This window comes from Streptomyces sp. NPDC039480, assembly GCF_055597165.1.
This window is the reverse complement of record NZ_JBVITX010000003.1, coordinates 36,052-56,753: the sequence shown is the minus strand read 5'-3', so window position 1 is coordinate 56,753 and position 20,702 is coordinate 36,052. Positions and strand designations below refer to the sequence as shown.

The following is a 20,702-nucleotide window of genomic DNA, read 5'->3' as shown; positions in this document are numbered from 1 at the left end:
TGGCCAGGTGATGCGATACCGGCCATCGATCATGCCCGGGTTTTGTCTGACCTGCGGGCGGTTGGCGACCGGCCAACAGCCCACGGCCCGCGCCTCCTTGCCACGTCACGCCCCCAGGTGTGGGGGCCTGTGAACAGTGTGTGAGTGGGGTGGTGTGGTTTGGCGTGAGTTGCTCTTGCGAAGCGAGCGCCTTGGTGGGTTGAGTGTCGATTTGTCGGGCGGGTGGAGCCAGGGGGAACGGTGGGGAAAGATCCCGGACCGGGTCCGCAGGTGGGGTTATGGGTAAGGTACCTCCACGACGGTTTCTTTTTCGGGTCCGCTGCATACCCGATACGGGCACTAGTGCAGGGGAGGTCACGTGGCGCAGCAGGAGCGTGCTGTCAGGACGCGCCGCGCAGTACTGGAGGCGGCTGCCAAGGTCTTTGCCGAGCATGGATATTCGGCGGCCACGGTGTCGGACATCCTCCAGGAGGCCGGGGTCACCAAGGGTGCGTTGTATTTCCACTTCGACTCCAAGGAAGCCCTGGCTCGCGGAGTGCTGCAGGCGCAGGTCGCCTACGCGGGACCGCCGCAGGATCTCAAGGTCCAGGAGTGGGTGGACGCGGGGCTGTTGCTCGCGCACCGACTGCCGCGTGATCCGGTCGTACGAGCCGGTGCGGTGCTCTCTTCCGACCCGCAGGGCCGGGAGCACTACGGCAGTGCCTGGCCGGCGTGGATAGAGCTGTCCACCCAGACGCTCGCCGAGGCGAAGGACCGCGGGGAGATCCTTTCCCATGTGGTGCCCCGGCAGACCGCGGAGCTCATCGTCAGCTCTTTTCACGGGGTGCAGCTCTTCTCCCAGCTCGAGAGTGGGCTGGCGGACGTCGAGCGGCGGATCTCGGTGCTCTACGACCACGTGATACCGGCGATCACGGTGCCCGCGGTGCTGGCCCGTCTCGACCTGGCCCCGGACCGGGGAGCACGCCTGTATGCACAGGCAGTGTCCGTCCCCCAGCCGGTCTTGGTCACCTCGACCAATCGACCGACTGACGCCGATCAGCCTGTACTTAGCTGAGCTGAGCTGAGCCTGAGCTTGCTGCGTACCGGCATTGCTCAGGCCAGCCTTATCTGTGCTGATTCAGATGGACCCGCACTGTGGTCGCCGCGGCAGCACTGCGCGAGTGCGCGAGTGCTTGATCAGCTGCTACCTACCAGGCGGTGGCGCCGCCGTCGACGGGCATGGTGACGCCGGTGACGAAGGAGGCGCGGTCGCTGCACAGCCAGGCGGCGGCCTCCGCGATCTCCTCGGGTTCTGCCATGCGGTTCTGCGGGGAGGAGGCCTTGCTCTTGGCTTCCTGTCCGGGGAAGCGGGCGAACCAGTCCTCGACCATTTCCGAGCGGGCGAGGCCCGGAGCGATGGCGTTGACGCGGATGTTGCTGGGTGCGTACTCGACCGCGGCGACCTTGGTCAGTCCGACCACAGCGTGCTTCGAGGCGATGTAAGGGGCCGCGACCGAGGTGGCGACCAGGCCGGCCACGCTGCTCGTGTTCACGATCGCTCCGCCGCCGCTCTCCAGCATCGCGCCGATCTCGGGGCGCAGGCAGTTCCAGACTCCACGGACGTTGGTGTCCATGATGAGGTCGTAGGCCGCGTCGTCCATCAGGTGCAGCGGGCTCTTCGCCACAGCTGCTCCCGCGTTGTTGAACGCGACGTCCAGCTGCCCGTAGGTCTCCACCGCGAAGTCGACGGCCCGCCGCATGTCGGCGGCGACCTGGACGTCCGCCACGCAGTAGGAGGCAGCCTCTGCCCCCTCGGCGTGCAACTCCTTGACCAGGGTCTGGAGCCGGTCCTCCCGGCGGGATATGAGCACCACCTGTGCGCCCTCCCGCGTGAACACCCGGGCCGCCGCGGCGCCGATCCCACTGCTCGCCCCGGTGATAAGGGCGACCTTCCCCGCGAGCGAACCCTGACCCTGCGTCATCTGGCGCATTCCCCTTGCCTCAGGCGGCACATGCCGCTGCAACGCCGTTCCCGCCGAGGCGTGACGACCTGTCGGTAGCCTAGCGTGCCTGTTCGATAACAGAGGTCGCATTGCGGGATCTTGACTACTTGCTGACTGGGTCGGTGGGTCGGTGGTTCGGTGGTTCGGGGGAGGGGGGAACGCGCCGACGAAAGCGACAGGTGCCTCCGCCCCGCGCGGGGGAGGCGGTGGTGGCGCGTGGCGTGCATGCCGAGGCTGTGATCGTGACCTGTCGAGGGTTGCCGAGGGGTGGCTGTGTGGGCCGCTAGTTGGCGGACTTGGTGATCTTGGCGGTGTCGGTGGGTGCGGGGCTGCCGTTGGGGTGGAGGGTGGGAAGCGTGTGGGGGTGGGTGATGGTGGGGAGCAGAAGTTGCCAGAAGTGGGTGAGGGGGGCGGGGGTCAACATGTGGGGGTTGGTGCGGGTGAGGATTTCAAGGCCGGTCGTGGTGACGGTGATGGTGGTGGTTAGGGCTTCGGGGGTGGTGTGGGGGGTCAGGGCGTGTTCTCGGGCGGCTTGGGTGGTGAGTTGATGGATGTAGGTATGCCATTGGTGGCGGAGGTCGTGGGCGCGAGGGCCGAGGTCCTGGGTGAGGCGGAATGCGGCGCGGACGGTGACGTCGTGGTGGAGGAGGTGGATCATGCGGTGAGTTAGGTCCATGAGGTGTTGCAGGGCACTCACCTTGGTAGGGGGTGTCGGGTGGGCGGTGTGGTGGAGGGTGTGGGCAGCGGTTTGCTCAATGGCTTCAGCGAGGGCTGCCTTGTTGGGGAAGTGGAAGTGCAGGGCACCGCGGCTGACGCCGGCGCGGGCGCTGATCTCTTCCAGGCTGGTGCGGATGTAGCCGTGTTGGTCGAAGAGGGTGGCGGCGGAGAGGATGAGGGCGTTGCGGGTACGGGTGGCCCGTTCCTGCTTGCTCACTGGTGACTCCCGTCAAGAATGGTTTCCCGTCGCCGTATGAAACCAACTTGCCGGTTTGATCTCCAGGGGTGGGGAGTGTTGGGCTGCGAGGGCGGCTGGGGTGTGACGCGTTCCGCTTGTCGGTGAGTGAGGGCCGATGGGTGGCTACCTCAATGGCTTTCCGGGTGCGGGCGGTGGGGCGGGATTAGCGCTTTGGCCGGAAGGGGTGGGGGTGAGTTGAGGATTCCGTTCGGGGTGTCGCTGGGGGGGGGGTGATCTTTCCGGGGGCGGGGTGGGTGCCGTCGGCGCGTGGTCATCGTCGCCTTCGGCGCTGCGGGTTCCATGGCCCCGGACGGTCTGGGTCCTGCGTCTCAGTGCTATGGAGCTGACGCTCCCCAGCCCGGGTGGGCTGGGGTTCTCATCGGTCCGCACATGCCCGATGTGCAAAGGCGAAACGCGTTCCGGGTACTCGCGGGCCCGCTTGTCTTCCCAGGTCCTCGGCTTGTGCGTGTCGGTGTTGGATGTTTGTGGGTGGGGGTTGGGTTGAGGGTGGGGTGGGTGGTGGTGGGGTGGTGGTGGGGTTGGGGTAGAAACCAGCTGCGCGGTTTTGTATTGACAGGGGTGGGGGTTTGGATTTGAATCGGGGTGCCGGTGGGGTGGTGCTGGTGGCGTCTTCTGGGGGGAGAGGGTGTGGGTCTCGGGGGGTTGGGTGGGGTGGTGGTGCCGTGGGCTCCCGGGTCGCGGCGGGGGTTGGGGTTGTGTGTCGGCCGGTTGGTGCCGGTGTCGTCGGTTTTGAAGCCGCGGCGGGTGTTGGGGTTGTGTGCCGGTGGGGTGGTGCCGGGGTCGGTGTTGAGGGAGGGGTTTCCTAGGGTCCGCAGGGCCCGTGCCGTCCAGGTCCGTCGCGCCGTTCAGGCTTCTCGCGCTGTTCAGGTCCGCCATGCTGCTCAGGCCTCCCACGTCACTCGGGTTTTTCGTTCCGGTCAGGTCGGGCATGCTGCTCAGGGCTCCCACGTCGCTCAGGTTTTTCTTACCGTTCAGGTCGGGTGTGCCGCGCAGGCCTCGCACGCCGTTCAGGTTTCTCGCAGCGTTGGGATGTCCGAGGAATTTTGGTCCTCCCGCGTCGGCCGGGTCCGCCGCGCCGCTCAGATTTTCCATGCCGCTCACGCTTCTCGCGACGTTCAGAACTCCCAAGTGCCCAAGGTCGTTGAGGCCTGCCGGGCTGCTCGGGTTTCTCGCGCCGTTCAGGTTTCCCGAGTTTCCCAGGCTGTTCAGGCTTCCGATACCGTTCAGGGCCGCCAAGTCCTGCAGGCCGTTCGGGTTTCTCATGCTGTTCGGGTTTCCCGCGGTTCCCAGACGGCTCCTGACGCCGTTCAGGTTTCCCGGGTCCCTCGAGTTTCGCCGGCCCGTACTGTTGAGGCTTCTCACGCCGTCTGGGTTCTCCGGGTCGTTCAAGTCCCGTCAGGTCTAGGTGCTGTTGAGGGTTCTCGCGTCGCCCAGGGCTCTCGGTCTCGTGCCCTCGAGGTTTTTCCTTCTCATACACCCGGTGTCGTGCGGGTGGCTTCCGGTGCTCCCCGCGTTCGCCAGTCTGACCGGGCCCTTGGTGATTTCCCCGCCGTTCGGGCTGTCCGGGGTTCCTGCAGTGGCCGGGTTCTTCATGCGGCCCAGGGTTTGCGTGCTGCTGGGGTTTCCCGTAATCCTCGCATTTCTGCTCGGTCTTCGGGTTTTTCCGGGTGGTGGCTGGTGGCTGGTTGCCGCGGGGTGGGGTGGTGGAGTGTTTTTCGGTTGGTGGTGTGGGTTTCATCCGGGTTGGTGTGTTGGTGGTGTGGGGTGGTGAGGGTGCTGGCGTTCGGGTCGTGAGGATCGCCTGATGGTGAGTCATGCCCCGTGAGTGGGGTGGGGGTTTGGGGGTGGTGGGCGGGGTTGTGTCGTGGTGACGGTTTGCGGTGAATGCGGCCGGTGCAGCCAATGAAGCCGGTACAGCCAGTGTGGCTGGTGTGGTTGGTGCGGTTTGGTGTAGGAACTCGACGATGTACGGAGGAGTCCCATGAAGATTCAGGTTCTGGGTCCGTTGAGCGCCGAGGTCAACGGGGGATCGATTGTTCCGACGGCGAGTAAGCCGCGGCAGATTCTGTCTCTTTTTGCCCTCTACCCCGGACAGGTGTTGCCTGTCCCGACGCTGATGGAGGAGTTGTGGGGGACGGCGCCGCCGCAGAGTGCGTTGACGACGTTGCAGACTTATATTCTGCAGTTGCGGCGGCATTTGGGGACGGCGTTGGGTCCTGATGCTCCTGGGTCGGCGAAGGAGGTGCTGGCGACCCGGCATGGCGGGTATCTGATGCAGATACCGGCGGAGAGTGTGGATGTGCATCAGTATGAGCGGCTGGCCGGTGAGGGCCGTGCTGCTTTTGAGGGCGGCGATGATGTCACGGCGGCGGACCGGTTCCGTCGGGCTTTGGCGTTGTGGCGGGAGCCTGCGCTGGTGGATGTGCGGGTGGGGCCGATTTTGGAGATTGAGGTTTTGCGTCTGGAGGAGTCGCGGCTGGGGACGGTGGAGCGGCGTATCGATGCGGATCTGCGGTTGGGCCGGCATTCGGAGCTGATTGCGGAGCTGACGGAGTTGACGGCGCGTTATCCCCAGCATGAGGGGCTGCATTCGCAGGCGATGGTGGCGTTGTACCGGTCGGGGCGTCAGGCGTCGGCTTTGGAGATCTACCGCAAGTTGCGGATCCGGATGATCGAGGGGCTGGGGGTGGAGCCCTCGCCGCAGGTGCAGCGGCTGCATCAGGCGATGCTGGCTGTTGATCCGCAGCTGGATGTGGTGGCCGGCCCGCGGCGCAGTTCGACCTTCGACCTGTACGCCGCCTGACCCCCCCCACCCCCTCTGCCGCAGGCCCGCATCACGGCACAGCACAGTTTGTCGCAGTGCACCGCTGCATTCCCGCGGTGCACTGCAGTGTGCTTCCACCGGCCTGGAGTCGCAGGTCGAAGGGCTGGTGTGACCGGCTCTGGGGTTGCTCATGCTGGTCGTAGGCGGTGGTCTGAGGAGGAGAAGCGTCTGTCAGCGCGGTGGGCTCGAAGAGAAACACGCGGCAGCAGTATGGGCGGATGTGCGAGCCTTCTTCTTCCAGATGCCGATCGGGAAGACTCCGATGACCCGTGATGACGCGCTCAAGCAGCTCAGCGATATCTCGCGCGCGCGAGGGGCATTCGGTAGGGACGTCGGGTCTGACCGGCCCGGGCGGGGCTGGACGCGGTGAGCGCCGGGGTTGAGAGCTCTTCCCTCGCCGTGCCGGCCGGTCTCCTTCGGAGCGAAGAGCCCGACGCGCCAGCGCTCTTCGGCGAGGCACTGCACTGCCGGCCTGCCGAGGAGTCCCGGTGATCACTTGGCGTCGGCTCGGCGAAACCGACTTTCCTCTGCTGAGGCAGTGGCTGGCACAGCCGCATGTGGCGCGATGGTGGAACCACGAGGCCTCTTTCGAGGCCGTCACGCGTGACTTCGGGCCCGCAGCCCGGGGGCAGGAGCCGTCACAGGACTTGCTCGTCCTGCTGGACGGCGAACCGATCGGCCTCGTGCAGCGCTGCCGTCTCGCCGACTACCCCGACTACCTGGCCGAGTTGGCGGCCGAAGTCGACGTGCCCGACGGGGCGGTGACCATCGACTACCTGATCGGCGATGCCCGCCTGGTCGGTCAGGGACACGGCGTACGCATGATCCGCGCGGTCGTCGGGGCGACCTGGAACGACCAGCCCGACGTCACTGCGATCATCGTCCCAGTGCAGGTGGCCAACCGGGCATCCTGGCGGGCGTTGGAGAAGGCGGGCCTGCACCGTGTCGCCGAGGCCTTGCTTGAACCCGACAACCCCATCGACGACCGGGCCCATTACGTCTACCGCATCGACCGCCCGACCCACCCCGCCGCCGTTCAGTAAGGGACCTTCCCGTGCCGGAGGGACAGGGGCCGGGGCCCTGATGCCGGAGAGCTGGGACCGCCTGTCCATTAGCGTGCACAACCTGGACGGCCGGGAGGAGAGCTGGGGAGTCTCCCTCGAGGAACTCGACAGGGAGGCAGTCGAGGCGGCGAAGCAGTTCCTGAGGGAGGCAGTCGAGGCGGGTGAAGCAGTTCCTGGACAAGCGGTCGGCAGGAGAGGCGGGGGTTGACCGTCCGGTTCTTGCTCGCTGCGGGTCGGTCGCCTCTGCGATCCTGTGCATGCTGGATCCTGAGCTGCTGGAACGGGTCACCGAACGGCGTGCGGGACTGGACGAACTCGGAGAACAGCTGACCGCGCGGTTGGCGGAGGTGGGGGCCGAGCGGGACGAACTCGCGGCCGTTGTAGGTGTCCGTGAGCGGGTGAGCGGGCAGCTCGCCGGCGAGCGTGCCTCGGCCGCACCGGCGCGCGTGCGGGTGGGCGGCCGGGCGGTGATGCTGATCCCACAGCGAACGCCGGACGTGGCGGAGACCATTTCCGCCGGACTACCAGCGCATCCTGGCTGTCATGCGGCAGGCCGCCGGACCGGTCATGGCCCGCCAGGCCGGCGAGATGCTGGGCGTCGACGTCACCGTGCGGGCCAGGCTGGAACCGGTGCGGGCCAGGCTGGTCAGAGGCGTTGATCGCGGCTGGCTGCGCAAACTGCCCGACGGCCGCTGCACCACCCGCCTGTGACCGGGGGGGCACCATCGCCCAGGATGCTGGGCCATGGGCGTAATCACGGTGCGCCCGGAGGCCGTTGGAATTGTGTGACGAAAACCAGAGAATGCGCCGCGGGCACCTGCCTGCTTGGCTTCCAGTGGCATCTGCCGCTGTCCACGCGCACCGTCGACCACCTCGCCGGTCTGCTGCGGCGCCATCTGAAGGCGATACGGTCCAGGTGGCGGATCCTGCCGCCCGGGAGGATCGCGGTGATCGTCCTGGCTGTGCCGCGTCGCGACCAGCGCCTCGCAGACGTGGCCGGCGGCAACAACGTGTTGGAGTCCACCGTCTGCCGCTGGCGCGACGAGCTGACGCCCTGCTCGCTGCCCAAGCCCCGCGCCTGGACCGCGCCGTGAAGAAGGGCGCCAAGCAGGGCGAAGAGGTGGTCCTGGTCGAGGGCACCCTCATCCCCACCCGGCGCCGCACCGGCAAGGCCAACCGGCGGAACTTCTCCGGCAAGAAAGCCCCAGCACGGCCTGCACTTCCTCGCCCTGACCGACGAGAGAGGCCGCCGGATCTGGATATCCGCCGCCCGGCCCGGCAGCCCCCACGACATCACCGTCGCCCGCCACGACCACATCATGGCCCACCTGCGCGCCGCCGGCCTCGGCGTCCTCGCAGACCCGGCTGCCGCGGCCTGGACCACGACGTACGCGACCCCGTGATCAGCACCGGCTTCCACGCCAGCCGAACCCGCAAGCTCACCACCGGCCAGAAGGAAGCCGACCGCGTCCTTGCCGTCGGGCGTGCACCGGTCGAACACGGCTTCGCCCACCTCGAAAACTGGCGGGCCCTCACCAAGCTCCGAACCGACCCCGCCCATGCGACCCGCTTCCTGCGCGCCTTGCTCGTTCTGGCGAACCTCGAAGTCGACCGCTGACAGATGATCTGCATCCGCAGACAGCCGCCGACGGCCAGCGTGAGCACCCCCGAGAACCGGTCGCACCAGCCTTTTGACCTGCGACTTCAAGGTGGCGGAGGCTCGCTGTGTGCGGGCCGTTGTATTCCCGGGGTGCATTGCGGTGTGTGCGGGCTGCTGCAGTCCCGCGGTGCATGGTCCGCGGTGTGCTGGTGTTTCGGTGGGGGGTTTGCCGGCCGGGGGCCCGGGTGGGCTCGAGCCGGGTGCGGGTGTGGGTCGAGTGGGTTCGGCCATCCTTGCGGCCAGTGTTGTCTGTGCGTGTCCCGGGATCTTGTTTGTGTCCGGCCCCTTTTCCGGGCGCCTGCGGGTTGTGTCCGGGCGTCTGTCCGGGAGGCCGGGCAGGCGCCTCGGGGCCGGGGCGGGGCGGGTGCCCGGGGGACGGGCAGGTCTGAGGGCTGGCCCGGGTGGAAGGGGTCCGCATGCCATCGGTCGGCCTCCTGCCTTCCCCGCTGGTATCCGTGCCTCCGTTTCGCCTGCAGGCATCCTTCCTGCCCGGTCCGCGACCGCACACGGCATGACCGGTGCGGAGGCGGGGCGCGGCTGGGGCGGCACGCTGGGCGCGGCGCGGTTGGACCGGTGCGGCGCGGTGGGACTGGTGCGTTGCGGTATAGCCGGTGCGGCGCGGTGGGAACGGCATGGCTCGGTTGGACCGGTGCGGCGTGGTAGGGCCGGTGCAGGGCTGGGGCGGGGTGGTGTGGGGCTGTTGCGGTTCTGTGCTGCTTCTCTCGGGGTGGTCAGGGCCGCTGGTGTGGGCCGGGGCCGGTGGTGTGGGCCGGTGCTGGGTCTGGGGTGGTTGGGGGTGGGCCTGGGGTGGTTGGGGGTGGGTTGGGTTTGTTGGGGTGGGAGGGAAGGTTTTGGTGGTTGGTGAGGGTGTCCATCGGTTGACGCATTGTGCTGAGGTGGCTGCGCCGGCGTCGGTTGTTTATGGGTTGATTGCGGATCCTGAGCGTTGGCCGTTGTATCTGCCGCGGACGGTGTATGCGCAGCGGCTGGATTTTGATGGGGTGCGTGAGCGGTTGCGGGTGTGGTCGCTGGCTGATGGGCAGGTGGCGTCGTGGATTTCGCATCGGGTGCAGGATGCCGGGCGGCGGTGTATCACGTTTCGTCAGGGTCCGTTGATGGCGCCTGCGACGTCGATGACGGGGCGGTGGAGTGTGCTGGCGCTGGAGGGCGGGCGGTGCCGGCTGACGTTGGAGCATGAGTTCACTGCTGCGCGTGAGCGGCCTCAGGATGCGGTGTGGCTGCGGGAGGTGACGGCCGACAACAGCCGTTCTGCGTTGCGTAGTCTGCAGTTTCTGGCCGAGCGGTGGGGGCGTGTGGATCAGCTGGCGCTGTCTTTTGCCGAGACGGTGCGGGTCAAGGGGCCTGCTGAGCTGGTTTATGCCTTCTTGTATGAGGTGGCGGACTGGCCGGGGCAGTTGGCGCATGTGCGCCGGGCCACGGTGGAAGTGCCGCAGGCCGGCATCCAGAAAGTCGCCTTGGACCTCGTCGACCCCGGTGGCCCCGACAGCCCCGGCATGGACGGCCCCGGCATCGGCGCTGGCCCGGGTGGTCCCGGTCCTGACGGTTTCGGTGCCGGCCCGGGCGGGCCCGGCTCTGGCGGCGATGTCGGTCCTGGCGCCGGCGCGGGGGTGGGTGTCACGGTGGCTGGTATCCGTATCTGTTTTCCGCATGCCGGGCGCATTGTGCACAAGGCCACGGTGCCCCGTCCGTTGCTGGCCGCGCACTGCGGGGAGTGGTCGGTGCTGCCCGATGAGCGGGGTGTCACCGTGGTTGCCCAGCATCACGCGATCTTGCGTGAGGATGCCGTCGAGCGGGTCCTTGGTGCCGGGGCCGGTCTGGCCCAGGCCCGCCGTCAGGTGCGTGCCGAACTCGGCCGGGACAGCCGGCAGATTCTGCACCTGGCCCGCCGCCACGCCGAAACAGCCATCCGCGTCCTGTGATCCCATGACCCCCCGGTGGCCACGCCGTCTCGTGGCCATCGCCGGCAGGGCTCGCTGTGACCGGCAGCGCCGGGTCCGCAGCCATCCGTGCGTCCGCTGCCTGCGGTGCCTTCGGCTCCAGCCGCCAGATCAGGACGTGCTGGGGGTCAGGCCCGGACGGGCCGTTGTTGGCCTGTCGGCCCGCGCGCAGCAGGTCTTGGAAGTGCGTCCGGGGGAGGGGGGAGGGGGTGCTGTGGGCATCCCGGTGGGTTCAGCGATTGACGCCGGGCCCAGACCCGGACGCAGACCCAGGCCCAGGACCGCGAGAGGAAGAGCGGTGTGCGGTGGATGGGATTGCACCGGCTCTACGGCTGGGGAGTGGCCTGCCCGGTGTGCTGCTGTCCTCGCTTACGTCCCGCGACGGGAGTATCCGCTGGGTGGGTTGTCGGCCGGCTGATGGTGGCGCGGTAGGGCGGCGGTCGTGGTGTCGGCGTTTTGGGGCGTGGTCGGAGGATGTGGTGGGGGATTGGCTCGGCGGCCTCAAGAGCGGCTCCGGCCGGTTCTCCAGTCCCGTGTGCCGGCGGATCCTTCCCGAGACCCGAGACCCGAGACCCGAGACCCGAGACCCGAGGCCCGAGACCCGAGGCCCGAGACCCGAGACCCGAGACCGAGACCCGAGGGCGCCATGGCGGCCGACTGGACCCGCATGCCGTACGACCCCCAGGTCCCAGGCCCCCATGCCGGGGGCCGGCTTCGGCCGCGGTCTGCCTCGCGGACTGTGGCGTCGGGCCGGTGTCCTGTCGGCTTCCCGTCTGCGCGGTGTCGGTCTTTCCGGGGAGCCCGTCTTGCCCGCGGCAGCCGAGCTGCCCCCTCCGGGGGGGGGGGGTTGGGCGGGTGCTTGGCCGCAGGCCTTGCCGGGGGCCGGTTTGGCCGCAATGCAATGCCCCGGTGTACGGGCGGCATTGGGGCCCTGCCTCGGACGGGCCCACAGCCTCAGGCCGCCCCATGTCGCCACCCCCTTAGGCCGCCGCCCGGGTTGCCGTCCGGGTCGCGTCCCCCGTCCTCGAGCCTTCCCCGTTCTTGCCTCGGGGTTGGGCAACTCGCCCTCGATGGGCGGTATATGCGGAGGTGGGGGCTCCGCGGGCTGGGGTGGGCCGGCGGGTGCGGGGTGTCGTGCACGACGCCTTGTGTCGTGACCTACGTCACTTTCGGAGTCCCTTGGTGTGCGGTCATCATCCGTGTCACTATTTCCGCACGACTTCCCTGCCCAAAGCCGGTTCTGAGGCGGTGGGTTGAGTGTCGTATCCGCCGCCCCCCTCCTTGCGGGCCAATGTCGAAGCCATGCCCCTTGCGGCGCAGTTCCCCCCTCCGTAGTTTTTCTACCCGTGTGCCGTGACGCCCCGGCGTTACCGGTGTGCGGGCCTACGGCGGGGACTCCTGTCTCTTTTTCCGGTCATCCGCTGCCACATCCGTGCGGTGGGGGAGGGGCGGGGTGGCAGGGGCTGGCGGCGGCCTATGTGCGTAACCGGGCTGGTTCTTCGCGGGCGTTCACGGGGATTCATTCCTCCCGTGGGTGGTGGGTGTGGGGCGGGGGCCGGTGTGTCCGGCGCCGTCCGCCGTCCGCCTGTCTTTCTCCGATGGCCGGCTCGGGCGGTCCTGCGTGGCGTGCCCGGGCGGAGGTATGGAGGCGGGGGGAGGGGAGGGGGGCTCTCGTCCGGTCCGTAGCCCGCAGTGCACCGTGCGCAGCCTGCGGTGTCTGGCCCGCCCAGCCGCTGGGGGCCATGCAACTGGTAGGCCCCTGCGCGTGGTTGTGTGTGGCAGCGGTTCGGCTTCCGTGTTCTGTCGTGCCGTTGTGCGGTCAGATCCGGTGTGCGGTGAGCTGTGCGCCGCAAGTCTCCGCCCCGTCGGTCGCCGTATGTCAGCAGTTCCACTCCGTCGGCTTTCCACTGCACGCCGTCGGGCGCCTCGGCCACCCATCGGAATCCGCCGAACGGCAGGTCGCAGGCGGTCAGGCCGCAAGTCGTGAGCGGCTGTCGGTCCTGCGGGCAGCGCAGCCGCAAGCCGCTCCATGCGAGTAGTTCCAGCACCCGTGCCGTCAGCCGCCCCCTGCGAGTAGTTCCCCGCCCGTGCCGTAAGCCGGAAGCGGTTGTCGCCCTGCGGCTGGCCCTGGTGGTCAGCCGTAATCCGTCAGCGGTCACGCCGTAAGCGGTCACGCCCAAAGGCCGGTTGCGGTGCCCCGGCCGCAGTTCGTCAGGCCGTCCCCAGCGGTCGGCCCGGTACCGGGGGGCCGTAAGCCATGCCCCGCCCATCGGTACCCCTGTGCCCCCGCCGGCCTGTTGTCCCTCGTAACTCGAACCCTTACCCCGCTCGGCCGCAGTCCGTGCCCCGCCAGCCCGCACCCTGTACTCCTGTGGCTCGTCCGGCTGTGAGCCGTGTCCGCGTCCGGTCGCCCTCGGCGGCCGAGTCGGCGCGGGGGCCCGGCCGTGCGCCGGTCCCGACCCCAGAGCTCCGGCCCCCGGCCGTGCGCCGGCCCCGGAGCCCCGGCCCTTGGCCGCGGGCACGGCCTTGGAGCCTCGGCTCCTGGGTGTGGGTGTGGTTGTTGTTCTCGTGCCGCCTTCCCCGGTGGCCGGGCGTCGTCTCCCGTGCTGGTGGGGAAGGGCGGGGTCCGGGGCCGGCGAAGGCGGCACGGAACCGTGTCGTCACCGCTGCCCCTTTGCCGTCGCCTGTGGGCGGCACCGGGAGTGCGCACAAGCTTCTTCACGTGCAGAAGGCAGACTCTACAGAAAGTGGATTCCCGATATGCCCAGGCTATGCAAGCCGTCAGTGCGTGTGCCGGAATACGTCATCACGGCGGAAGAGACGCTGGATTTCGCCGAGCGGGTCCATGCCGGAAAGCCGCAGCTCCCCCTGGCACTTCGACTGATCCGCAACACGGGGGTGCAGAAGCGGCATATCGTGCAGCCCATCGAGCAGACCCTCAAACACCCGGGCCTGACCGAACGCAACCGCCTCTATGAGGCCGAGTCGAAAAAGCGCACCCCCGAAGTCGTCCAGGAGGCCCTGGCCAACGCCGGGCTCGGCGCCCGGGACATCGACGCGATCATCTACGTGTCGTGCACCGGGTTCCTCATGCCCTCCCTGACGGCCTGGCTCATCAACCAGCTGGGCTTTCGCTCCGACACCCGCCAGATCCCCATCGCGCAGCTGGGCTGCGCGGCCGGCGGCGCCGCCATCAACCGGGCCCACGACTTCTGCCTGGCCCACCCCGGCAGCAACGTCCTGATCGTCTCCTGCGAGCTGTGCTCGCTGTGCTACCAGCCCGACATGGACGACATCGGCTCGCTGCTCTCGGACGGCCTGTTCGGTGACGCGGTCGCGGCCGCCGTGGTGCGCGGTATCGGCGGTACCGGCATCGAGCTGGAGGTCAACTCCTCCTACCTCATCCCCCACACCGAGGACTGGATCTCCTACGCGGTGCGCGACACCGGCTTCCACTTCCAGCTGGACCGGCGGGTGCCGGGCACCATGGAACCGCTGGCGCCGGTCCTGCGCGAGTTCGCCGCCGGGCACCGCTGGGACGCCTCCAACCTCGACTTCTACATCGTCCACGCCGGCGGCCCGCGCATCCTCAACGACCTGGCCAAGTTCCTGGACGTGGACCGCAAGGTGTTCCGCCACAGCTGGTCCACGCTCACCGAGTACGGCAACATCGCCAGCGCCGTCGTCCTGGACGCGGCGCTGCGCCTGTTCGAAGAGGACACCCCGATGCCCGACGCCACCGGGCTGATCGCCGGATTCGGCCCCGGCATCACCGCCGAGATGGCGCTTGGCCGCTGGAGCAGCGACACCCCGCCCACCGCCGGCTGAGGCAACAGCCCGACCCGGCCCGGGGTGACACCCGCCCGCCGCGCGAGGCGTGGTGCCGGTCCGCCGTACCGGCGGCGTGGTGCCGGTCCGTTCGCCGGCAGGTGTGTCCCGCCCGGCCGCCCGTGGCGCCGAGCCCGTGCGCCGCACCCGCGGCGCGGTGCCCGGCCGTCCGACAAGCAGGTACGCCCGCCCGCCGCACGAGGCGTGGTGCCGGCCCGCCGCACTGGCAGTGTGGTGCCCGGTCCGTTCGCCGGCAGGTGTGTCCGCCCGGCCGCTCGAGGCGCACAGTCCGTCCGCCGCACGTGAGCGCGGTGCCCGACCGCCCGCAAGCAGGTGCGCCCGGCCGCCCGCGGCGCCATGCCCGTGCGCCGCACCCGCGGGCACGGTGCCCGACCGCCCGCAAGTAGGGGTGCGCCCGGCCCGCCGCACCGGCGCCCGCAGTGCCCGGCCGCTGACCGGCCGGGCGGTGTGATGTCCGTACGAGGAGAAGGAAACCCACCATATGACTGGCCTGATCGTTCCGCCCGGCCAGGGACGCAAGCTGATCACTCCGGCGCAGGAAGTGACCTTCAAGGCCACCCAGGCGCTGGGCTCGTCCATCTCCATCTTCGAGGTGGTCGTGCCGCCCGGCTTCGATGTCGGCGCGCATGTCCACCACGAGTCCCAGGAGTTCTTCTACGTCCTGGAGGGTGAGCTGGACCTGATGTGTTTCGAGCCGACCGAACGTACCAAGGACACCTGGCACCACTGGCGTTCGGCCAGCGGTGAGCGGGTCATCAAGGCCGCCGAGGGCGGCTGCATGTTCGTGCCGCCCGGCACCCCGCACGCGTTTCGCAACGCCACCGACAAGCCGGTCAAGATGCTCTTCCAGAGCTATCCCTCGCCCGATCACGAGCACTACTTCGAGGAGATCGCCGAGATCTGGGCGCGCGGCACCACGGTGGACCCCGCCGCGGTGGAGGAGATGCGCAAACGCTACGACGTCGAGGAACTCACCCCCCTGCGCTACCAGCCCCCCGCCACCCCCGGCGGTACCGGCACCGCCCCCGCCGCGGCTGCCGCCCCCGGCGGGACCTCCAGCCCCACCGCCCCCGCCACCGCCGCCGCGGCTGCTGCTGGTGTGGAGAGTGAGAAGTGAGCGCCGTGAACACACCCGTCCCCCTGGTCCACGCCAGCCTGGGCGAGCAGGAACTGGCCGCCGTCGCCGAGGTGTTCGCCTCGGGCTGGCCGGCCGGCCAGGGACCCAGGGGCAAGGCGTTGGAGGCCCAGCTCGCCCAGCGCTACGCCATGGACGCGGTCGCCGTCAGCAACTGCGGGGCCGCCCTGCACCTGGCGCTGCTGGCCCTGGGCGTGCAGAGCGGGGACGAGGTCATCGTCGCCGACTACACCTTCCCCGCCCCCGCCCACGCGGTGCGCTACCTGGACGCCGTGCCCGTCTTCGCCGACGTACGCCCCGACACCCACACCCTGGACGTGCAGGCGGTCGCCGACCTGATCACCCCGCGCACCACCGGCATCATCGCGGTGGACACCGTCGGGCTGCCCGCCGACTACCGCGAACTGAGCGCGCTGGCCCAGCGCCACGGCCTGTTCCTCATCGAGGACGCCGCCTGCGCGGTCGGCGCCACCTACCAGGGCCGCCCGGCCGGCGCGCTGGCCCCCATCGCCTGCCTGTCCTTCCACGGCCGCAAGGGCGCCAGCTGCGGCGAGGGCGGCGCCCTGCTGGCCACCGATACGGCCATCACCGCCGATGCCCGGCTGCGCTCCTCCTTCGGCATCGGCAGCATCTTCGACCAGTCGAAGATCGTGGGCCTGCCCATCCCGGAGTTCACCGAGGTCGGCTACAACTTCAAACTCTCCGACATCGCCGCGGCGATCCTGCAGGTGCAGCTCGGCCGGATCGAGGAACTCCTGGCCCGGCGCACCCAGGTGGCCGCCCAGTACGCCGAACTCCTGGCGGACGAGGAACTGTTGAGCCTGCCCCAGGTGCCCGCCGACCGCACCCACGCCTGGCAGTCCTACCTGGTGGCCCTGGACCCCTCGGTGGACCGGGCCGCGCTCGCCGCCGACCTGCGCGGCCAGGGCATCGGCTGCGGCCACGGCACCTGGGCCAGCCACCTGCAGCCGGTCTTCACCTCCAAGCAGACCTGCCCCGTCTCGGCCGACCTGTTCGCCCGCCACCTGGCCATCCCCATGCACGCCGAACTCACCGCCGACCAGATCGAACGCGTCGTGGCGGCCCTGCGCACCGCACTTCGCACCCACGCGGCCCCCGCGGGCCGGGGAGGAACCGCATGAGCGAGCACCAGAACACCCACCAGGACACCACAGCCCCCCACCCGGCCACCGCCCCCCACAGCAGCGGCCCGGACAGCGGACCGGCCAGCGGCTCGGGCTCCGGTCCGGATGACGGGCCGGATACCATCCTGCGGCTGATCAACGGCTACTGGTCCACCGGCATCCTGGGCGCCGCCGCCGAGCACCAGCTGTTCACCCACCTCGAGGACGGCGCCCACGACGCCGCCCAGCTCGCCCAGCGCGCGCAGATCTCCGAACGCGGCGCCCAGACCCTGCTGGACGGCCTGGTCAGCATCGGCCTGCTCACCCTGGAGCAGGGCCGCTACCGCAACACCCCCGCCGCCTCCGCCTACCTGGTCACCGGCCGGCCCGCCGACCTGTCCCAGATGGCCCGCCTCAAGCTCACCCACATGGGCAAGCTCACCGCCCTGCCCGAGGTGGTCCGCGCCGGCGGCCCGGTCAGCGACCCCACCACCGAAGTCGCCGACAACCCCCACTGGGGCCAGGTCGTGCCCGCCATCGCCGCCCAGTCGGTACCCGCCGCCGCCGTCGCCGCCGACGTGCTGCGCCTGTCCGAGGCCGGCGCCGTCTCCATCCTGGACGTCGGCGGCGGCTCGGGCATCTACTCCGCCACCTGGCTGGAGGCCAACCCCGCCGCCCACGCCACCCAGCTGGACTGGGAACCCATCAACGCCATCGCCCGCAAGCTGCTCGCCGACCGCGGCGTCGCAGACCGCTTCACCTGCATCGACGGCGACTTCCACACCACCGACTTCGGCACCGGCACCTACGACGTGGCGCTGTACTCCCACATCGCCCACCAGGAAGGCCCCGAGGACAACATCGCGGTCTTCACCCGCCTCAAGGACGCCCTCAAGCCCGGCGGCGCCCTGGTGGTCTGCGACTACGTCGTCGACGACGACCGCTCCGGACCCGCCTTCCCGCTGCTGTTCGCCTCCGAAATGCTCCTGAAGTCCCAGCAGGGCGGCACCTGGCGGCGCGCCGACTACCGCGCCTGGCTCACCAAGGCCGGCTTCAGCGACATCTCCTTCCACGCCGCACCCCCCGCCACCTTGGTCATCGCCCGCTAGCCCCCCGCCCCCTGCACACGCACACGTCCAGAACGTAAGGAAACAGCCGTGGAACCTGTGAACGTCGCCGTCATCTACTACAGCGCCACCGGCACCGTCCACGCCCTGGCCCAGGCCATCGCCCAGGGCGCGGAGAAGGCCGGCGCAAGCGTGCGGCTGCGCAAGGTCGCCGAGACCGCGCCGGAGGTGGCGATCAGTGCCAACCCGGCCTGGGTGCAGCACCGGGAGGCCACCACCGACATCGCCGAGGCCACCCACGACGACCTGGCCTGGGCGGACGCGGTGCTGTTCGGCACGCCCAGCCGGTTCGGGAACCCCGCGAGCCAGCTGCGGGCCTTCATCGACACCACCGGCCCCCTCTGGTTCGAAGGGAAGATCGCCGGGAAGGTGTTCTCCGCCTTCACCGCCAGCAACACCGCACACGGCGGCCAGGAATCCACCATCCTGGCCCTGTCCAACACCTTCTACCACTGGGGCGGCATCATCGTGCCCCCCGGCTACACCGACCCCATCCAGTTCCAGTCCGGCAACCCCTACGGCACCTCGCACGTCGCCGGTGACGGGGCACCGGGCGAGGTCGCCCTGCAGGCCGCCCGCCACCAGGCACGCCGCGTCGTGGACACCGCCGCCGCCCTCAAAGCCGGCCACGCCGCCCTCTAAAACCCCCGATTTTCGGGGGCCTTGATACGGGCCTGCCGCTGGACACCACCGCACCGCACCACACCACCCTTCGGCCTGTCCGCCCTCCGGTCCGCCTGTCTGGCTGCCCGGGGCAGCCGTTCCGGCACTGCCCGGCCCAGGGGGGTCCGGCGGTGCCCGGGCGGGTCCGCGTGGTCTCGGTCAAAACCGTGCGGGCCCGCCCGGTGCCGGCGGGCGGGGCCGGGGGCACGGCCGGTGGCAGAAACCGGTCCGAGGGGGCGCCCCCGGGCGCCGTGACGCGGACCTCAGACGGCCGCCGCCAGGCGGACAGGGCCAACAGGCCCGCCCCGCAGCGGCGGCCGTCCCGTCCGCCTCACCGGGTCCGACGACGCAGCCCCGCACATTGTGAGGCCACCTGGCCCACCCTTCTTGAACCCGCGCCGCCCCACCACCTCTTCAACCCGCGCCGCCCCACCGTCCTTGGTCGGTGGCCACCCGCCCGGCCCGCCCGTGAACCCGCGCCGCCCCACCGTCCTCGGCCCCGCGCCGCCCCACCGTCCTTGGCCCCGCACCGCCCAGCCCAGCCCAGCCGGGCCGGGTCAGCCGGCCGGCCCCGCCGCTTCCGCGAACCCGCAAAGGAGACAGCCCCGATGAAGGGCTCCACGCTCTACACCTCGATCCAAAGACGCGGTCTGCACCTGGGCCTGCTGCCCCAGATGGCCGCCGCCGCCAACGGGTCCTCGCCGATCACCCTCGACCACGACCTGGACGTCCTGCCCCACACCGGACGCCGTCTGACGGTCGCCCAGTTCGCCGACGCCGTGGACGACCTGGCGGCCCGGCTGGCCGCGGCCGGCGTACGCGCCGACGAACGCATCGTCATCCACAAGAGCGCCAACGCCGACATCTGGATGCTGGGCGCCGCCGCCTCCCGCATCGGCGCCGTCCCGGTGATGCTCTCGCCCGCCCTGGACGCCGCGACCATCGCCGCCCTCATGGCCCGCCTGCACCGGCCCACCCTGCTCACCGACACCGCCAAACTCGACGCCGGCCTGGCCAAGGAAGACCTGGACCACCTCACCCGCCGCGTGCTGATCGTGGCCGGCGAACGGGCGGGCACCCAGTCCCTGGCCGGCCTGGCCCACGCGCCGCGCGTGGCCCCCGTGGTGCGGCCCATCGACGAGGCCGCGGTCATCACCCACACCTCCGGCACCACCGGACTGCCCAAACTCGTCGTGCACACCCCCCGCACCCAGGGCATCCGCCTGGTGCCCCAGTGGCGCCTGCTCGCCCTGATGCGCAAGAAAGACACCGTCGCGATCCACATCCCCTTCGTGCACTCACGGATGGTCGCGGCCATGTCCCTGGCCCTGCTCAAACAGCTCCCCATCCTGCTCCTGAACGAATCCGACCCCGACAGCGTCGCCGAACACTTCCTGGCCCACCGGCCCGGCTTCGTCGAGGCCCTGCCCAACTCCCTGATGGACTGGGAAGAACTCGCCGGCGACCCGCGCCGCCCCTTCGCCTCGGTGAAGGTGTTCAGCAGCACCTTCGACGCCATCCACCCGCGCACCATGAGCCGGCTGCTGAACGCCTCCCGGCGGCCCGGCGCCCTCTTCTTCCAGATCTACGGCCAAAGCGAGGTCGGCCCGGCCGTGGGCCGCGCCTACTTCCGCACCTCCGCCCACAAGGCCAACGGACGCTGCGTGGGCTGGGCCATGCCCTACGGCGCCGCCAAGGTCCGCGTGGTCAGCCGCGACGGACACACCCCCTCGGCCCACAACCCCGGCTTCATCGAGGTCGCCTGGCCCGGCCTGGCCAAGACCTACTTCGCCGAACAGGAACGCTACGACGCCAACCGCAACGGCGCCTGGTGGCGCACCGGCGACGTCGGCTACCGCACCAAACTGGGCTGCCTGCACATGCTCGACCGCGAAGTCGACATGATCGAAGGCGTCCGCAGCTCCCTGGAGGTCGAAGACGTCGTCCTTGGCCGCCTGCCCGAACTGAGCGAACTGGTCGTGGTGCCCGGCCCCGGCGACCAACCCACCCCGGTCATCTGCACCACCGACGACACCCCCCCGGACATGGCCCGCTGGCGCGCCGCCGTCACCGACTTCCCCCAGCTCGCCGACCCCGTCCACATCCCCCAGGCCCAGCTCCCGCGCACCGCCACCCTCAAGGTCCAGCGCATCGCCCTGTCCCACCAGCTCCAGCAACGCCTGACCGACACCGCCTGACCCACCCCGCCCCGCCCGGCCGGGCCGGGGGAGGGGCGGGCGCTCACCCACCACCCCCGTACGCCGCGACCAAGCCCCGCCCCTGCAACGGCAGCCGGGCAAGCCATCAAGCCAGCCCGTCACCTGTTTCCTTTGTTCCTTC

15 protein-coding genes and 1 pseudogene are annotated in these 20,702 nt (G+C 70.1%); 14 read left to right on the top strand and 2 right to left on the bottom strand.

Annotated features, from left to right (window positions below):
- Positions 1-358 precede the first annotated feature (358 nt).
- On the top strand, positions 359-1,054 hold the full coding sequence (locus ACZ56E_RS10865; protein ID WP_471213218.1) for a ScbR family autoregulator-binding transcription factor: 696 nt from the start codon (positions 359-361) through the stop codon (positions 1,052-1,054).
- 133 nt (positions 1,055-1,187) lie between these two features.
- Here the strand turns inward: ACZ56E_RS10865 and ACZ56E_RS10860 are convergent, their stop codons facing one another.
- Positions 1,188-1,970 carry a glucose 1-dehydrogenase gene (locus ACZ56E_RS10860; RefSeq protein WP_471213217.1) on the bottom strand — a complete coding sequence of 261 codons (783 nt, stop codon included), beginning with the start codon at positions 1,968-1,970 and terminating at the stop codon, positions 1,188-1,190.
- A gap of 295 nt (positions 1,971-2,265) precedes the next feature.
- Positions 2,266-2,916 (bottom strand): ScbR family autoregulator-binding transcription factor, encoded by a 651-nt coding sequence (locus tag ACZ56E_RS10855; protein WP_471213215.1) that lies wholly within the window; start codon positions 2,914-2,916, stop codon positions 2,266-2,268.
- Between the two features lie 2,023 nt (positions 2,917-4,939).
- On the opposite strand from ACZ56E_RS10855, the gene ACZ56E_RS10850 reads away from it, so the two are divergent.
- The 13 genes and pseudogenes from ACZ56E_RS10850 (at position 4,940) to ACZ56E_RS10790 (ending at position 20,560) form a co-directional block, all read left to right on the top strand.
- Complete coding sequence (locus tag ACZ56E_RS10850) at positions 4,940-5,761, top strand: AfsR/SARP family transcriptional regulator (RefSeq protein ID WP_471213214.1); 822 nt, start codon at positions 4,940-4,942, stop codon at positions 5,759-5,761.
- Between the two features lie 509 nt (positions 5,762-6,270).
- Positions 6,271-6,825 (top strand): GNAT family N-acetyltransferase, encoded by a 555-nt coding sequence (locus ACZ56E_RS10845; RefSeq protein ID WP_471213213.1) that lies wholly within the window; start codon positions 6,271-6,273, stop codon positions 6,823-6,825.
- 564 nt (positions 6,826-7,389) lie between these two features.
- Positions 7,390-7,557 (top strand): hypothetical protein, encoded by a 168-nt coding sequence (locus ACZ56E_RS10840; protein ID WP_471213212.1) that lies wholly within the window; start codon positions 7,390-7,392, stop codon positions 7,555-7,557.
- A gap of 74 nt (positions 7,558-7,631) precedes the next feature.
- Positions 7,632-7,940, top strand: a complete 309-nt coding sequence (locus ACZ56E_RS10835; protein WP_471213211.1) for a hypothetical protein — start codon at positions 7,632-7,634, stop codon at positions 7,938-7,940.
- A gap of 120 nt (positions 7,941-8,060) precedes the next feature.
- Positions 8,061-8,249 carry a hypothetical protein gene (locus ACZ56E_RS10830; RefSeq protein WP_471214058.1) on the top strand — a complete coding sequence of 63 codons (189 nt, stop codon included), beginning with the start codon at positions 8,061-8,063 and terminating at the stop codon, positions 8,247-8,249.
- The gene (locus ACZ56E_RS10825; RefSeq protein ID WP_471213210.1) at positions 8,246-8,464 is read left to right on the top strand and encodes a hypothetical protein; all 219 of its coding nucleotides are present in this window, start codon (positions 8,246-8,248) and stop codon (positions 8,462-8,464) included. Before ACZ56E_RS10830 ends, ACZ56E_RS10825 begins: the two co-directional genes overlap by 4 nt.
- An 878-nt stretch (positions 8,465-9,342) precedes the next feature.
- Positions 9,343-10,446: an aromatase/cyclase gene (locus ACZ56E_RS10820; RefSeq protein ID WP_471213208.1), complete on the top strand. Its 1,104-nt coding sequence runs from the start codon at positions 9,343-9,345 to the stop codon at positions 10,444-10,446.
- Positions 10,447-13,224: 2,778 nt separating this feature from the next.
- Positions 13,225-14,292, top strand: a complete 1,068-nt coding sequence (locus ACZ56E_RS10815) for a type III polyketide synthase (protein ID WP_471213207.1) — start codon at positions 13,225-13,227, stop codon at positions 14,290-14,292.
- A gap of 502 nt (positions 14,293-14,794) precedes the next feature.
- A pseudogene (locus ACZ56E_RS10810) lies at positions 14,795-15,313 on the top strand (cupin domain-containing protein); the annotation flags it as partial.
- A gap of 122 nt (positions 15,314-15,435) precedes the next feature.
- Positions 15,436-16,590, top strand: coding sequence for a DegT/DnrJ/EryC1/StrS family aminotransferase (locus ACZ56E_RS10805; protein ID WP_468613352.1), 1,155 nt, complete (start codon positions 15,436-15,438; stop codon positions 16,588-16,590).
- Positions 16,587-17,681, top strand: a complete 1,095-nt coding sequence (locus tag ACZ56E_RS10800) for a class I SAM-dependent methyltransferase (RefSeq protein ID WP_471213206.1) — start codon at positions 16,587-16,589, stop codon at positions 17,679-17,681. The genes ACZ56E_RS10805 and ACZ56E_RS10800 overlap by 4 nt, the downstream gene beginning before the upstream one ends.
- Before the next feature lie 48 nt (positions 17,682-17,729).
- Positions 17,730-18,341: an NAD(P)H:quinone oxidoreductase gene (wrbA, locus tag ACZ56E_RS10795; RefSeq protein WP_471213204.1), complete on the top strand. Its 612-nt coding sequence runs from the start codon at positions 17,730-17,732 to the stop codon at positions 18,339-18,341.
- A 629-nt stretch (positions 18,342-18,970) separates the two neighbouring features.
- Positions 18,971-20,560, top strand: a complete 1,590-nt coding sequence (locus ACZ56E_RS10790; RefSeq protein WP_471213203.1) for an AMP-binding protein — start codon at positions 18,971-18,973, stop codon at positions 20,558-20,560.
- Positions 20,561-20,702: the final 142 nt, after the last annotated feature.